Source organism: Bradyrhizobium sp. GCM10028915 (genome assembly GCF_042666195.1).
Classification (GTDB): Bacteria; Pseudomonadota; Alphaproteobacteria; order Rhizobiales; family Xanthobacteraceae; genus Bradyrhizobium; species Bradyrhizobium canariense_D.
Genome location: NZ_JBHTFN010000043.1, coordinates 157,746 through 171,128, shown reverse-complemented (window position 1 = coordinate 171,128; position 13,383 = coordinate 157,746). Strand labels below are relative to the sequence as shown.

The 13,383-nt window shown below is 63.0% G+C and carries 12 protein-coding genes; 7 read left to right on the top strand and 5 right to left on the bottom strand.

Annotated elements, in window-relative coordinates; all coding sequences use genetic code 11:
• Positions 1 to 226: 226 nt before the first annotated feature.
• The 3 genes from ACFQX9_RS19060 to petA form a co-directional block, all read right to left on the bottom strand.
• Entirely contained in the window at positions 227 to 901 is a 675-nt protein-coding gene (locus tag ACFQX9_RS19060) for a dienelactone hydrolase family protein (protein ID WP_377790067.1), read from the bottom strand.
• A gap of 144 nt (positions 902 to 1,045) precedes the next feature.
• The gene (gene fbcH / locus ACFQX9_RS19055; RefSeq protein ID WP_018454938.1) at positions 1,046 to 3,118 is read right to left on the bottom strand and encodes a cytochrome b/c1; all 2,073 of its coding nucleotides are present in this window, start codon (positions 3,116 to 3,118) and stop codon (positions 1,046 to 1,048) included.
• Positions 3,119 to 3,180: 62 nt separating this feature from the next.
• Positions 3,181 to 3,711: a ubiquinol-cytochrome c reductase iron-sulfur subunit gene (gene petA, locus ACFQX9_RS19050; RefSeq protein ID WP_026232845.1), complete on the bottom strand. Its 531-nt coding sequence runs from the start codon at positions 3,709 to 3,711 to the stop codon at positions 3,181 to 3,183.
• Between the two features lie 288 nt (positions 3,712 to 3,999).
• Between petA and ACFQX9_RS19045 the strand changes: the two genes are divergently transcribed.
• The 6 genes from ACFQX9_RS19045 (at position 4,000) to ACFQX9_RS19020 (ending at position 7,717) form a co-directional block, all read left to right on the top strand.
• Positions 4,000 to 4,458 (top strand): tRNA (cytidine(34)-2'-O)-methyltransferase, encoded by a 459-nt coding sequence (locus tag ACFQX9_RS19045; RefSeq protein WP_018454940.1) that lies wholly within the window; start codon positions 4,000 to 4,002, stop codon positions 4,456 to 4,458.
• 18 nt (positions 4,459 to 4,476) lie between these two features.
• On the top strand, positions 4,477 to 5,109 hold the full coding sequence (queE, locus tag ACFQX9_RS19040) for a 7-carboxy-7-deazaguanine synthase (RefSeq protein WP_085352640.1): 633 nt from the start codon (positions 4,477 to 4,479) through the stop codon (positions 5,107 to 5,109).
• Between the two features lie 17 nt (positions 5,110 to 5,126).
• Positions 5,127 to 5,492, top strand: coding sequence for a 6-carboxytetrahydropterin synthase (locus ACFQX9_RS19035; RefSeq protein ID WP_204514105.1), 366 nt, complete (start codon positions 5,127 to 5,129; stop codon positions 5,490 to 5,492).
• A gap of 4 nt (positions 5,493 to 5,496) precedes the next feature.
• Entirely contained in the window at positions 5,497 to 6,396 is a 900-nt protein-coding gene (hemF, locus tag ACFQX9_RS19030) for an oxygen-dependent coproporphyrinogen oxidase (protein WP_204513834.1), read from the top strand.
• On the top strand, positions 6,387 to 7,139 hold the full coding sequence (locus ACFQX9_RS19025) for an HAD family hydrolase (RefSeq protein ID WP_231188798.1): 753 nt from the start codon (positions 6,387 to 6,389) through the stop codon (positions 7,137 to 7,139). Before hemF ends, ACFQX9_RS19025 begins: the two co-directional genes overlap by 10 nt.
• A 371-nt stretch (positions 7,140 to 7,510) precedes the next feature.
• On the top strand, positions 7,511 to 7,717 hold the full coding sequence (locus tag ACFQX9_RS19020; protein ID WP_018454945.1) for a YodC family protein: 207 nt from the start codon (positions 7,511 to 7,513) through the stop codon (positions 7,715 to 7,717).
• Positions 7,718 to 7,829: 112 nt separating this feature from the next.
• Here the strand turns inward: ACFQX9_RS19020 and ACFQX9_RS19015 are convergent, their stop codons facing one another.
• Positions 7,830 to 8,903 (bottom strand): TauD/TfdA family dioxygenase, encoded by a 1,074-nt coding sequence (locus ACFQX9_RS19015; RefSeq protein ID WP_377790063.1) that lies wholly within the window; start codon positions 8,901 to 8,903, stop codon positions 7,830 to 7,832.
• A gap of 390 nt (positions 8,904 to 9,293) precedes the next feature.
• Between ACFQX9_RS19015 and ACFQX9_RS19010 the strand changes: the two genes are divergently transcribed.
• Complete coding sequence (locus ACFQX9_RS19010; RefSeq protein WP_018454947.1) at positions 9,294 to 9,509, top strand: hypothetical protein; 216 nt, start codon at positions 9,294 to 9,296, stop codon at positions 9,507 to 9,509.
• A 99-nt stretch (positions 9,510 to 9,608) separates the two neighbouring features.
• Here ACFQX9_RS19010 and ACFQX9_RS19005 read toward each other — a convergent pair whose 3' ends face one another.
• The gene (locus ACFQX9_RS19005; RefSeq protein ID WP_377790061.1) at positions 9,609 to 13,358 is read right to left on the bottom strand and encodes a LuxR C-terminal-related transcriptional regulator; all 3,750 of its coding nucleotides are present in this window, start codon (positions 13,356 to 13,358) and stop codon (positions 9,609 to 9,611) included.
• Positions 13,359 to 13,383: the final 25 nt, after the last annotated feature.

The window sequence follows — 13,383 nt, the reverse complement described above, 5'->3', positions numbered from 1 at the left end:
GGGAGAATAAATCGCACCGGCCACCTCTCAGGAGGTGCGCCACCAAAGACGGGATGGGCGGACGGCGGTGCTCATGGGCGGATACTCACCATGGCGCGGGGACGACGTCAAGGCTGGCTGGGCTGGCTGCTCAACGCCGATCACCACAGTCGTCCCGGCGAAGGCCGGGCAATTGCGCACCAGGCCGGGGCGACACTGAAATGGTAGCGCGACTGGCGCAGCACACCTACCCCAGATGCTTCCTGAAAAACTCCGTCGCCCTGCCCCAGGCGAGCTCGGCGGCTTCCCGGTCGTGCACGGCCTGGCGCTGCTCGTTGACGAAAGCGTGCTCGGCGTCATAGCGGAACAGCTCCAGCGACTTGCCGGCGGCCTTCATGGCCTTTTCGAAACCGTTGACCAGCTCCGGCGTGCACCAATCGTCCTTGTTGGCGAAATGGGCCTGAAGCGGGATCTTGACGTCGGCGGCCTTGGCCGCCTGCTCTGGCGGGATGCCGTAGAACACCACGCCGGCGGCGAGCTCCGGCACATGCACCGCGCCGATGATGGTGACGGCGCCGCCGAGGCAGAAGCCGGTCAGGCCCACCTTGGCGCCGTTGCGCGACAGATATTGCGTGGCGCCGCGCACCGTCTGCGTGGTGGCGTCCATGAAGTCGAGCGAGTTCATCTCTTTGCCGGCGGCGTCGGTGTCGTGATACGGCACCACCTTGCCCTTGTAGAGATCTGGCGCCAGCGCATCGAAACCGGCGAGCGCGAAGCGGTCGCAGAGGCCCTTGATCTGGTCCGAAAGGCCCCACCATTCTTGGATCACCACCACGCCCGGCGCGTTGCCGCGCGCGGCATTGGCGAGATAGCCCGATGCGTCCTTGCCGTCCGGGCGCTTGAAGGTGATGGCGGTTCCCATGGTGTCCTCCGACGAGTTTTTGGGGAGCGGTTGGCGGCATTTTGGCGTTTGAGCGGGCGATAGGCAATCGCGCCTGACAACACACTCTCGTGCCCAACAAAAAAGCCCCCTTGCGGGGGCCTCTTCATTCTCGCCTCGGGCCCCTCAGTGCGAGTCTGCCCAGACCTTCTTCTTGGTGAAGTACATCAGGCCGGCGAAGATGATCAGGAAGATGAACACCTGGAAACCGAGGCGCTTGCGCGCTTCCATATGCGGTTCGGCGGTCCACATCAGGAACGTGGTGACGTCCTTGGAATACTGCGCGACAGTGGTCGGCGAGCCGTCGTCATAGGTGACCTGGCCGTCGCTGAGCGGCTTCGGCATCTTGATGGCGTGGCCCGGGAAGTACTTGTTGTAGTAGGAGCCCTCCGGGATGGTCACACCTTCGGGCGCCTTGTCCTCAAAGCCCTGGAGCAGCGCCGAGACGTAGTCCGGACCCTGCTCCTGATACTGGGTGAAGAAGTCGACGATGAACATCGGGAAGCCGCGGCCGTAGGAACGCGCCTTGGTGATCAGCGACAGATCCGGCGGCGCCGCGCCGCCGTTCGCCGCACGCGCCGCCTGCTCGTTCGGGAATGGCGAGGGGAAATAATCCGCCGGCCGGCCCGCGCGTTCGAACATGTCGCCGGCGTCGTTCGGACCATCCTTGACCTTGTAGTCGGAGGCGAAGGCTGCAGCCTGCGCGACCGAATAGCCGGGACCGCCGGCTTCCGCGAGATTGCGGAAGGCGACGTAGGACAGGCCGTGACAGTTGGCGCAGACTTCCTTGTAGACCTTCAGGCCGCGTTGCAATGCGCCGCGATCGTACTTGCCGAACGGACCGGCGAACGACCATTTGTTGCCCGGCGGCTTGTCGCTGCCTTCGGAGGCGCGCGCGCTGTCGGCTGAGCCCGCAAACAACGCGCCCGCCAGCGCAAGCACGATCGCGCTCGACACCATCGGCGTCGACCTGCTCCCGGTTTTGGCCAGGACGGCATCCGAGATCGAGTTCGGCACCGGACGCGGCTTCTCGATCCGCGAGAGCAGCGGCAGCACGATCAGGAAGTAGGCGAAATAGCAGAACGTCAGGACCCGGCCGGCGATCACATAGATGCCTTCCGGCGGCTGCGCGCCGAGATAGCCGAGCAGGATGCAGACCGCGACGAAGATCCAGAAGAACTGCTTGGCCAGCGGACGGTACTTCGACGACTTCGTCCTGGCGGCGTCGAGCCAGGGCAGGAAGCACAGGATGATGATCGCCGAGAACATCCCGATCACGCCCGCGAGCTTGTTCGGGATCGAGCGCAGGATCGCGTAGAAAGGCAGGTAATACCATTCCGGCACGATGTGCGGCGGCGTCACGCCCGGGTTCGCCGGAATGTAATTGTCGGCGTCGCCGAGATAATTCGGCATGTAGAAGATGAACCAGGCGTAGAGCAGCATGAAGCAGGAGACGCCGAACATATCCTTGATGGTTGCATGCGGCGTGAACGGAACAGTGTCCTTTTCCGTCTTGGGCTCGACGCCATCAGGGTTGTTCTGGCCGGAGACATGCAGCGCCCAGACGTGGAGCACGACGACGCCCGCGATCAGGAACGGCAGTAGATAGTGCAGCGAGAAGAAGCGGTTCAGCGTCGGGTTGCCGACCGAATAACCGCCCCACAAGAGCGTCACGATGCTCTCGCCGACATAGGGGATGGCGGAGAACAGATTGGTGATGACGGTGGCGCCCCAGAAGCTCATCTGGCCCCACGGCAGCACGTAGCCCATGAAGCCCGTCGCCATCATCAGGAGGTAGATGATGACGCCAAGGATCCACAGCACCTCGCGCGGCTCCTTGTAGGAGCCGTAATAGAGGCCGCGCAGCATGTGGACGTAGACAGCGACGAAGAACATCGAGGCGCCGACGGCATGCATGTTGCGCAGCAGCCAGCCGTAATTGACGTCACGGACGAGCAGCTCGACCGACTTGAAGGCGAGGTCGGCATGCGGCGTGTAGTGCATCGCCAGGATCACGCCGGTCAGGATCTGGATCCCCAGCATGAAGGAGAGGATGGCGCCGAAGGTCCACCAATAGTTCAGGTTGCGCGGGGTGGGATAGACCACGAAGGAGGAGTGCATGAGGCCGAGGATCGGCAGACGTCGCTCGATCCATTGCAGGGCCGGATTGCTCGGCTGGTAGTCGGATGGTCCGCTCATGATGCGATCCTGAGGAAATAATACGACGAGACGGCGCGAAGCTTCGGACGAGGGCCCGAAGCTCAGCCGATCTGGATTTTGGTGTCGGAAACGAACTGGTACGGCGGCACCGGCAGGTTCGCGGGCGCGGGCCCCTGGCGGATGCGGCCGGACGAATCGTACTGCGAACCATGGCAGGGGCAGAAGAACCCGTCGTAATTGCCTTCATGGGCGATCGGGATGCAGCCGAGATGGGTGCAGATGCCGATCACGACCAGCCACTGCTCATGGCCGGACTTGACCCGGGCCTCGTCGGACTGCGGATCGGGCAGGCTCGCCACGTTGACGGCGCGCGCCTCGTCGATCTGCTTCTTGGTGCGGTGGCTGATATAGATCGGCTTGCCGCGCCAGAACACCTTGATGTCCTGCCCCTCGGCAACCGGGCTGAGATCGACCTCGATCGGCGCACCAGCGGCGATGGTCGACGCATCGGGATTCATTTGGGAGATAAAGGGCCAGAGCGCGGCTGCGCCCCCTACTGCTGCAGCTGCCCCCGTTGCAACGAATAAGAAATCACGGCGTGTCGGATGGTCCGCCGAAGACGCTGTCGTCACGATTCCAACCCTTTCTTCTTATGCAGCCGGCGGAACCGCTCCGGGAGCCCCCAAGGTCCCCGGAACAGCCTGCCGGCGCCCGCGGCCCCCCGCGGCGGCAGAACTTCACGTGCCCCCACCAAAACAAGGCGAAAACAGCAGTCCAGAATCGTTCTATTGGCACCCTTGCCGGGCGAGCGCAAGCCCGCTATCGGCGCGGGAGCGTGCAATGCACGAATTCCGCGGCCAGCGATGTTTTATTGAGACATTTCCGGCCCGCACCGAACCGATACAACCCATGCACAGCCCATGCAGATAGCGCTTTTCCAACCCGACATCCCCCAGAACACCGGCACGATTCTCAGGCTCTGCGCCTGTCTGGGCATGGCCGCCCATATCATCGAACCGGCGGGCTTCCCGGTCTCCGACCGGCATTTCCGCAGGGCGGGAATGGACTACCTCGATCAGGTCAGCATCGTCAGGCATGACTCCTGGTCAAAGTTCGAGCAATGGCGGGCGGCGCAAGGCGCTCGCCTGCTGCTGTTCACCACCAAGGGGGCGACCGACTACCGCGATTTCCGTTACCAGACGGCGGACATCCTGCTATTCGGGCGCGAGAGCGCCGGCGTCACCGAGGCGGTGGTCGAGGCGGCGGACGCGCGGCTGGTGATCCCGATCGCTCCGGGGCTGAGGTCGCTCAATGTCGCCATGACCGCGGCGATGGCCGCAGGCGAAGCGCTAAGGCAGCTCCGGAACCCGCAAGTTTGAAATGTTGAGGAGAGACGGTTGAGTTACGCGGTCAAGGAAATCTTCCTGACCTTGCAAGGCGAAGGCGCCCATGCCGGGCGCGCGTCCGTGTTTTGCCGTTTTGCCGGCTGCAACCTCTGGAGCGGGCGCGAGGCCGACCGTCAGGAGGCCACTTGCAAATTCTGCGACACCGATTTCGTCGGCACCAACGGCACCCTCGGCGGTCGCTATGGCTCGGCCGCGGAACTCGCAGACACCATCGCCGCGCAATGGACAGCCTCCACCGACAACCGCTATGTGGTGCTCACCGGCGGCGAGCCGCTGCTCCAGGTCGATACCGCGCTGGTCGACGCGCTCCATGCCCGCGGCTTCGAGATCGGCGTCGAGACCAACGGCACCATCGCCCCGCCCGAGGGGCTCGACTGGATCTGCGTCAGCCCAAAGGGCGGCAGCGATCTGGTGATCCGGCGCGGCCACGAGCTGAAGCTGGTCTATCCACAACCGCTCGCCATGCCGGAGGCCTTCGCGGATCTCGCCTTCGAGCGCTTCTCGTTGCAGCCGATGGACGGGCCCGAGGTCGCCCAAAACACCGCGGGCGCCATCGACTATTGCCTCAATCATCCGCAATGGCGGCTCAGCGTGCAGACGCATAAGTCGCTTGGTATCAGATAGGATTGGTTTTCGAACAGATGTGGGAATTGACGAAATCGTTTCGCTTCGAGGCGGCGCACTCATTGTCGGGAACGACATTCGGCGCGGCCAGCGAAGAGATCCACGGCCACTCCTTCCGCGCCGAGGTGACGCTGCGCGGCACGCCCGATCCCAAAACCGGCATGGTGGTCGATCTCGGCCTGGTCCAGCGCGCCATCGAGGATGTGCGCATGACGCTGGATCACAAGTACCTCAACAAGATCGAGGCGCTGGGCACACCGACGCTGGAAAACCTCTCGCGCTTCGTCTGGGAGCGGCTGGCCCCTATCGGCAAGCTCACCCGCGTCAGCATCCATCGCGACAGTTGCAACGAGAGCTGCACCTATTACGGTCCGCAGGGCTGACGGAATGACATCCACATTGGACCCGAGCTCGATCGAAGACCGCAAGACGCGCGCACGCGCCTGGTTCGAAGCCTTGCGCGACGACATCTGCGCGAGCTTCGAGCGGCTGGAGGACGATGCCCCCGAGAGCCTTTATCCCGGTGAGGCCGGCCGCTTCAAACGCACACCCTGGCAGCGCACCGATCATACCGGCGCGGCCGGCGGCGGCGGCGTGATGTCGATGATGTCCGGCCGCCTGTTCGAGAAGGTCGGCGTGCATTGCTCCACCGTGCACGGCGAATTCGCACCAGAGTTTCGCGCGCAAATTCCGGGCGCGGCGGACGACCCGAAGTTCTGGGCCTCCGGCATCTCGCTGATTGCGCATCTGCGCAATCCGCACGTGCCGGCGGTGCACATGAACACGCGCTTCGTCGTCACCACCAAAGCCTGGTTCGGCGGCGGCGCCGATCTTACGCCGGTGCTCGACCGCCGGCGCACGCAGGACGATGCCGATAGCATCGCCTTCCACGCCGCAATGAAACAGGCCTGCACCCAGCCGAACGGCATCGCCGATTACGACAAGTACAAGAAGTGGTGCGACGAGTATTTCCACCTGCCGCACCGCAAAGAGGCGCGCGGCATCGGCGGCATCTTCTACGACTGGCACGACAGCGGCGACTGGGACGCTGACCTCGCCTTCACCCGGGATGTCGGCCGCGCCTTCCTGAAGGTCTATCCCGACATCGTGCGGCGCAATTTCGCGACAAGCTGGACCGCGGAGGATCGCGAGGAGCAATTGATCCGGCGCGGCCGCTATGTCGAGTTCAACCTGCTCTACGACCGCGGCACCATCTTCGGTCTCAAGACCGGCGGCAATGTGGATTCGATCCTGTCGTCGCTGCCACCGGTGGTGAAATGGCCATGACGACGATGAAGCCCGCGATGAGACCGCTGCCGCGCGCCATGCTGATCGACATGGACGATACCATCCTGTCGGCCTATGCGCGGCCCGAGATCGCCTGGAACACGATCACAGCGGAGTTCGCCGAGGAACTCGCGCCGCTGCCGCCGCAACTGGTCGCGAGCACCGTCCTGGCCTTCGCGAAGAATTTCTGGGCCAATGCGGACGCTTCCTGGCGGATGAAGCTCGCCGAGGCCCGGCATCTCACCGTCAAGGGCGGTTTCGCCTCGCTCGCGGCCGCCGGTCATCGCGCCCTGCCCGACGACCTCGCCATTCGCCTGGCCGACCGCTTCACCGCCTATCGCGAGGAGGAGATGTTCGTCTTCCCCGGCGCGCATGACGCTATCGACAGGCTCAAGGCGCTCGGCATCAAGCTCGCATTGGTGACCAACGGCGCCGCGGACACCCAGCGCGCCAAGGTCGAACGCTTCGAGCTGGCGCACCGCTTCCACCACATCCAGATCGAGGGCGAGCACGGTTTCGGCAAGCCCGAGGAGCGTGCCTATCTGCACGCGATGGAGGCGCTCGGCGTCACCGCCAAGGACACATGGATGATCGGCGACAATCTGGAATGGGAAGTCGTGACGCCGCAGCGTCTCGGCATCTATGCGATCTGGATCGACGTGCATGGCGACGGCCTGCCCGAAGGCACGATCGTCAAGCCCGACCGCATCATCCGCTCGCTGACAGAACTGGTGCCGGACTGACTGCAATCGGGGTGCGCAAACAAAAACGTCGAAAACAACCCCATGCACAGTAGACGGCCGCAGCAAAATCAAAGACTTGCGGCAAGCGCAAACTGCGGATCTGACGAAATCATTTGCGCCGTCGGGCAAAACAGGCGCATGGTGTCATGGTCGCGACGCACGGGACGGAAGAGCCCTTGTGCCATCCATCGAACAGGCACCATTGCCTCTCGTGATGGGATCGCTCCGGCCTAAAGCTCTCTGATCGACGTTTCAGCAGTCTGGCCGGCGGATGCGCGCTACCGCAACACATCCACTGACCGAGTAGCCCGTGATCGGCATGTCATGCCGGTTTGCTAGCTTCGCCGTCAATCAACCCGAAAGGACCATCCATGGAACTAAAAGCCGGCGATATCGTCATGCTGAAATCCGGCGGGCAGCCGCTCACCGTCGCGGACGTGAAGGGCGACGACGTGATCTGTCTCTGGATGGGCGCGGAGGGCGATCTGTTTCGCGAGACGCTCCCGCTTGCGGTGCTCGAGCACCTGGAAGAGCTCGACGACGAAGACGAGGATGAAGACGACGAAGACGAGGAGTAAGCGCGGCTGAGGCCGCGTCCTCATTAGGTCGGGGTGCTCGGCTCCGCCCAACTTGGTGTCCGCTCCTCTGTCCATATCGGCACGAGAGCGGACATCGCTGGATGCTCGAACGTCAATCCAACGGAACGTTCAAACTGGTCCCTTTGGTGATGATGCCGCCACGGTTACCGATCTCGATCGAGCCATAGCGCTGCTTGAAGCAATCGGGCAACGGCCGGTCGCCTTCCATGCTGAGCCAAAGGCGCAATAAATGACGCTTCTGGCCTGCATCGGGCCAATCGCGGAATCCGGTCCGGTCATGCAGCAAGGCATGATTGTAAACGAACTGCATGTCGCCCGGCTGAAGCCGCATGCCGAAATGCAGCGCGGGATCATTTGCGAGCGCGTCAAAAAGATCGAGCGCCTCGACGTGAGCCGGCGTCAGTCTCGGCGCATCGGGAAAGCGCTGCGCACTATCGATATATTGGCGCTGATAAAACCCGGTCAGGAACCCCGCATGCCAATTCAGCACCGGGATTTCAAGATATGGCTTTTCGTTCTCCGGCACCTCGCCTCGTCGGTCCGTCGCGATCGGATCAAACAAGAGAGCGGCAAGGTCGGGACGTCTGTCAAACATCTCGTTGTAGATTGTCGTCGTACTGACAAGGAGAGAATCCCCTCCCTCCCTCGCCTCGCGAATGCATAACAATCCAACCACGTCGGACGAATCCGTGTGGAATGTTTGCCGTTCCGAGGTTTGATAAATTCGGGTGTTCGGATCCTTAGCATCGGCGCCGGTGTCACGGACGTGACCGAGAATGTGGCCCGCTGCATTCTGAGACCGCGCCGATCCAAGATGGGCGCCCACTCCGGAAAAGATCGTAGCGGCAAACTCCTGACTGTATTTTGCCACCGGGAGGCCGCGGATCACTTCGAAGCCAATGCCTACCAGGAGCTTCTTCTTGAGATCTTCCAGGTGCGCGCCGAGATGGGGAAGCGGAAAGCTTTCCTTCGTGATCTCGGCGATTTTTTTGTTTCTGCCAAGATATGTTTCAGCCACGCCCTCGAGTTCGGCGATTTCGCCGGCAGCAAGCGATATCAACCATCGATCAGGATTGGCTTTCATCTCAGCCCCCTCCCAGGCGGATGGGATATCGACCTTCCCTGGAGGGCGATGGATCCCGCTGGGCAGTGAGACCACATTCATAGGGTTGGTTCCTGAGGGAGATTGAACGTCAGACATCGGCGCGGACGATCGACGATATTGTGCCGACCGCTTGTTTGCAACTTGGCTGACGCGCAGCCCTGGGCCGAGTGCACTGTCGCCGACAACGGGTGCGCTCGCTTGACGAGATCCGTTCCGGGCAGTTGGCGATCCGCTTCCGCCAAGGGGATCGGTTAACAACATGGCCTCTCGTGCGATCGATCAAAGCCCGGGAAAAAATGGCATCAGCCGGAACGTTCGCGAAGCTGGCTGAGTTAAAAGCCATACGCGTCGCGCTGTGGTCATAGCCGCACCGCGCGCCCGATAAAGGCCCTGCACGAAGCGAAACCTACTCTGCGGCGTGCTTCGCAGCACGGCCGCGCGAGGATCGCGATGTACACGACGGCGATATACGATGAGCTGAGGCAGATCGAGCGCGACGTCGTCGAAGGAGAACGCCGGCTCGCCGAGCAGGAGGCGCTGATCATCGAAATGAAGCGCCAGAACGAGGACACAACCAAAGCTGAAGGCGAACTTGAACGGATGCGCATGGAGCAGCGAGGTCGCGATCAGGATCGGCAACGTCTGCTCTCACGGCTGCAACCCTGAACAACTGCTCCCCATCAGGCTGATCCGCCAAAGGCGTCGCGTTCCTGAGCCGTGGCTACGGTGACAGTTGCCATTTTCGGTCAATGACGATGCAGCGGTTCAGATCAGCAAATCATGATGCGCAGGTAGAATCGCTTGGTGCGGGCTGTTGGTGCCGTGATCGTCCGCGTGTCCGTTCAGTGCATGAGGGACGAGCTTGACGTTGAACCCGAGGCCTTCTTCCTGACCGGGCGGAACGTGCGCATCCAGCGGATGATTGAACTCTTTCAGTCCGACTATCTCGACGAAAGCAGAAGGAGCTACGCCGCTATCGAACCGGAATACCGGTCCCTGGTCTGCGCCGCCGGTTTCGAACGCAGCCTTGGCCGCGTGTGCGTCGTCTGCGATTGCTGCAGATTGCGCAGCGTGCTGCGAGTTACCGTGGTCCACGGTGGCTGGTTCTGCTGTCTTCACGGTCCCCGCAGCCTGCGAAGCCGAAGAGGGATGCTCGGCGCCATCGCCGGCGCCGTTGCCCGGTTTGCCTCCATGTTCCGTCGATTCCGTGCTTGCCGCCTTTGCAGATCCTGGCTCCGAAGCGCGTTGCGAGTTGCCGTGGCCCGCGCTGGCGGGCGTTGCGGCGGCCGGATCGATCGCTGCTCCGTCCAGCGGGCTTGCAGCGGCTGAGTGCCCGGATTTTCCGTGTTCCGCGCCGTCTGGTTCTGCCGTTGTCGCTGGTGTTTGCGCGCCTTCGGAAGCCGAAGCGTGATGCTCGCCACCACGGTCGGCGGCGTTGCCCGCTTTGGAGCCAGCTCCAGTCGATTCGCTGGCTGCCGCCTTCGAAGATTCTGGTTCTGAAGCGTGCTGCGCATTGCCGTGACCCGTGCTGGCGGCCGTTGCGGCGCCCGGATCGATCTCGGTTGCGTCTGGTGCGTTTGCAGCGGTTGAGTGCCCGGATTTGCCGTGTTCCGCGCCGTCTGGTTCTGCCTTCTGCGCTGCCCCTCCCTGAGCCTCCGGGTCCTTAGTGTGATGCTCGGCGCCATTGCCGACGCCGTTGCCGGGTTTGCCCCCATCTTCCGTCGACCCCGTGCTTGCCGCCTTTGCAGATCCTGGCTCCGATGCGTGCTGCGGGTTGCCGTGGCCTGCACCGGCGGCTATCGCGGCGCCCGGATCGATCTCGCCTGCGTCTGGTGCGTTTGGGGCGGCGGAGTGCCCGGATTTGCCGTGTTCGGCGCCGCCTGGGTCGGCCTTCTTCGCTGGCCCTCCCGGAGCTTCCGAAGCCGAAGCGTGATGCTCGGCGCCATTGCCGACGCCGTGGCCCGCTTTGGAGCCAGCTTCAGTCGATTCGTCGGCTGCCGCCTTTGCAGACCCCGGCTCCGAAGCGTGCTTCGAGTTGCCGTGACCCGCGTCGGCGGCCGTTGCGACGTCCGGATCGGTCTCGGCTGCGTCCGGTGCTTTTGCAGCATTTGAGTGCCCCGCTTTGCCGTGTTCCGCGCCGTCTGGTTCTGCGTTCTTCGCTGACCCTCCTGGAGCGTCCGAGGCCTTATCGTGATGCTCGGCGTCATGGCCGACGCCGTTGCCCGGTTTGGAGCCAGCTTCAGTCGATGGGTCCGAAGCGTGCTGCGAGTTGCCGTGCCCCGCGCTGTCGGCGGTTACGACGCTGGGTTGGCCGATCTCGTTGGGCCCCGTCGGCGAAACGCCGTTGCCCGCGTTGGTCGGACCACTGTTCGATGCGACATTTGCCGCTGCCGGGGCCGTCGCGCTATGAGCAAGCTCGATGGATGATGCGTGAGCCGACGCGGCAGACGCACCATCGCTCTCTTCCGTTGCATCCGCCGACGCGTCGCTGGAGCTTCTGAGCCTCGTCGACGTTCCCAAGCCGGTCCGGCCCTGCCCGAAATGGAAACCCGAGCCGTTGTTGGCCAGAAGGGCCCAGGCTCCAGCCGTCCCGAGGGTGCTCTCGCTCCCCTCGATACTGGTTTGGACATGATCCTTCGTCAGAGCGGCCTCATCGGTTGCGATCGCCGGTATCAGCGCGGCTTCGAGCTGCTCCAAGGTGGTCGCAACAGCCGCGCCATCTGGCTCGGAGCCGACATCCGCCTCCGCAACGGCCACAATCCCCTCGAGATGGATTTCCAGCAGGCCGCGATCGCCGATATCAAGGATATGATCGGTCGCATTCACATAGACGATCGTCTCGTTGCTTGCGGAGTCGTAGACCCAGGCGAGTGTATGTGGCGGTATAGACTTGGTTGCCGCCGTCATGTGCAGCCAGGCAAGCGCTCCGAAAGCCGCAAGATTGATCCTGCCCGGCCCAGATGCGAAATCGAACACGGCGTCGGAAGAGGTCGACTTGAACTGGTTAGACTCGGAGTCAATCGGGGAGCGATAAACAATTTTTTCAACGTCGCCGCCCCCGCCGACACCGGCATCGTGACCAGGGTCCGCGCCAACAAATTTATGGAGATTGTCACCCGCATCGCCCGGGCCCTTTTCGCCCAGAGCGCCTTCAGCGAGGTTGCCGTTTCCAGTGGTCACAGCGGCGAAAGACAGGCGGACATCGTGCGAAAGGAAACCCGGGGCTGAATTGTCGGCATGATTGGCGGCAGCATGGGTGATCGCGGCCAGTTTTGTGGTCGCACTCTCTTCAGTGACGGCCAGGATGCTGTCGATCGACGCTTGACGAAGGTCATGCGCGTGGGCGGCGAGATGGGGATCCTCCAGTGCGTAGATCAACGCACCGGTGAGAATAGCAAAGTTGCCATACCCTCCATGCATCGACATCGCATTGGAAAGAAGCCGCGGGAATTGATGTTCCGGGGCCGGGTCAACTCCGACCTGTATGTCGTTTGCTCCTCGCAGTAAGGGCACGGGAAGATCGGGCGCGCCCGATCCAGCAGGAGCGTGGTGCGTCCACGCTTTCGCGCCCCCGGATTGCTCGGCCGCGCGTAGCGCTTCCATTGCCGCCGCCGGGTTGGTGATTTGGGCGGCCTTGGCGAACAAGTCTCTCTGGGCCTGCGTGGGCGGCTCGCCGGATTCCCAGACGACGAGGTGCCGGAGAATCCCTTTTTTCCAGGGCTCGTACCCCGCGTGCTCGTCCACGTGGCCGACGCCGTTCTCATCCGGGAAGATGTCGTTCGCTTCCGACGCCTTGAGTTCGTCCGCAATTGCGAGCGCCAGAAATGCCAGGGAGAGCGCGGCCAGACCGGAGGGCCGTTGCAGCAATGCGATGGTCGCGAGCACAGTTCTGTTGGTGATCTCAAGCTTCTGGAAAATATTGTACAAGTGGACCTTGACCGTCCCGTCGGAAACGTTGAGCTGACGCGCGATCTCCTTGTTCGACATTCCTTCCGCCACGAGTCGTGCGATTTGACGTTCCCGTTGCGTCAACAGCTCCAGCATCCCTTCGACTTTGCTATCGCCGTCCGCCTCCTTGCCGGGTGCGGAGAGATCGGACTTCTCCAGTGCCACGCCGCTCTTCGTCATCAGCCGCAGCGATCGCAGCATCGTGGCGGGAGAGGCATACTTCGAAATTGCGCTGCAGGCGCCGGCTGCGATGGCTGAAGTCAGATCGTGGTCGGTATCGGACTCGGTGAAGAACACCAGGCGCGTGGAGAGCTTCTCCGCCTTCACAATCGCGAGGATCTCGGAGACCGTCAGATCCGGCACCTTGTCGGCAAGAAGCGCGACGTCAGGTGTCAGCTTCCGAATTGCTTCGAGGCAGCTTGTCCGATCGCTGGACGATGCGACAACGTCGAAGTCCGGCTGCGTCCCGAGGACCGACCTCAGTCCCTGCAGAACGATCGGCTGTGGATCGACGATCACGAGCCGGATGGGCTTGAGTATCCCCTGCCTGGCGGACGTGTCCAACATCGACTTTGGCCCTCGGCCCGGTCCC

What these genes read in the sequence shown, in the direction of transcription:
- ACFQX9_RS19005 (WP_377790061.1), bottom strand. Translation starts at nt 13,358, where the DNA reads ATGTTGGACACGTCCGCCAGGCAGGGGATACTCAAGCCCATCCGGCTC.
- ACFQX9_RS19020 (WP_018454945.1), top strand. Translation starts at nt 7,511, where the DNA reads ATGGAACTAAAAGCCGGCGATATCGTCATGCTGAAATCCGGCGGGCAG.
- ACFQX9_RS19035 (WP_204514105.1), top strand. Translation starts at nt 5,127, where the DNA reads ATGTGGGAATTGACGAAATCGTTTCGCTTCGAGGCGGCGCACTCATTG.
- ACFQX9_RS19010 (WP_018454947.1), top strand. Translation starts at nt 9,294, where the DNA reads ATGTACACGACGGCGATATACGATGAGCTGAGGCAGATCGAGCGCGAC.
- ACFQX9_RS19015 (WP_377790063.1), bottom strand. Translation starts at nt 8,903, where the DNA reads ATGAATGTGGTCTCACTGCCCAGCGGGATCCATCGCCCTCCAGGGAAG.
- ACFQX9_RS19060 (WP_377790067.1), bottom strand. Translation starts at nt 901, where the DNA reads ATGGGAACCGCCATCACCTTCAAGCGCCCGGACGGCAAGGACGCATCG.
- ACFQX9_RS19025 (WP_231188798.1), top strand. Translation starts at nt 6,387, where the DNA reads ATGGCCATGACGACGATGAAGCCCGCGATGAGACCGCTGCCGCGCGCC.
- fbcH (WP_018454938.1), bottom strand. Translation starts at nt 3,118, where the DNA reads ATGAGCGGACCATCCGACTACCAGCCGAGCAATCCGGCCCTGCAATGG.
- ACFQX9_RS19045 (WP_018454940.1), top strand. Translation starts at nt 4,000, where the DNA reads ATGCAGATAGCGCTTTTCCAACCCGACATCCCCCAGAACACCGGCACG.
- hemF (WP_204513834.1), top strand. Translation starts at nt 5,497, where the DNA reads ATGACATCCACATTGGACCCGAGCTCGATCGAAGACCGCAAGACGCGC.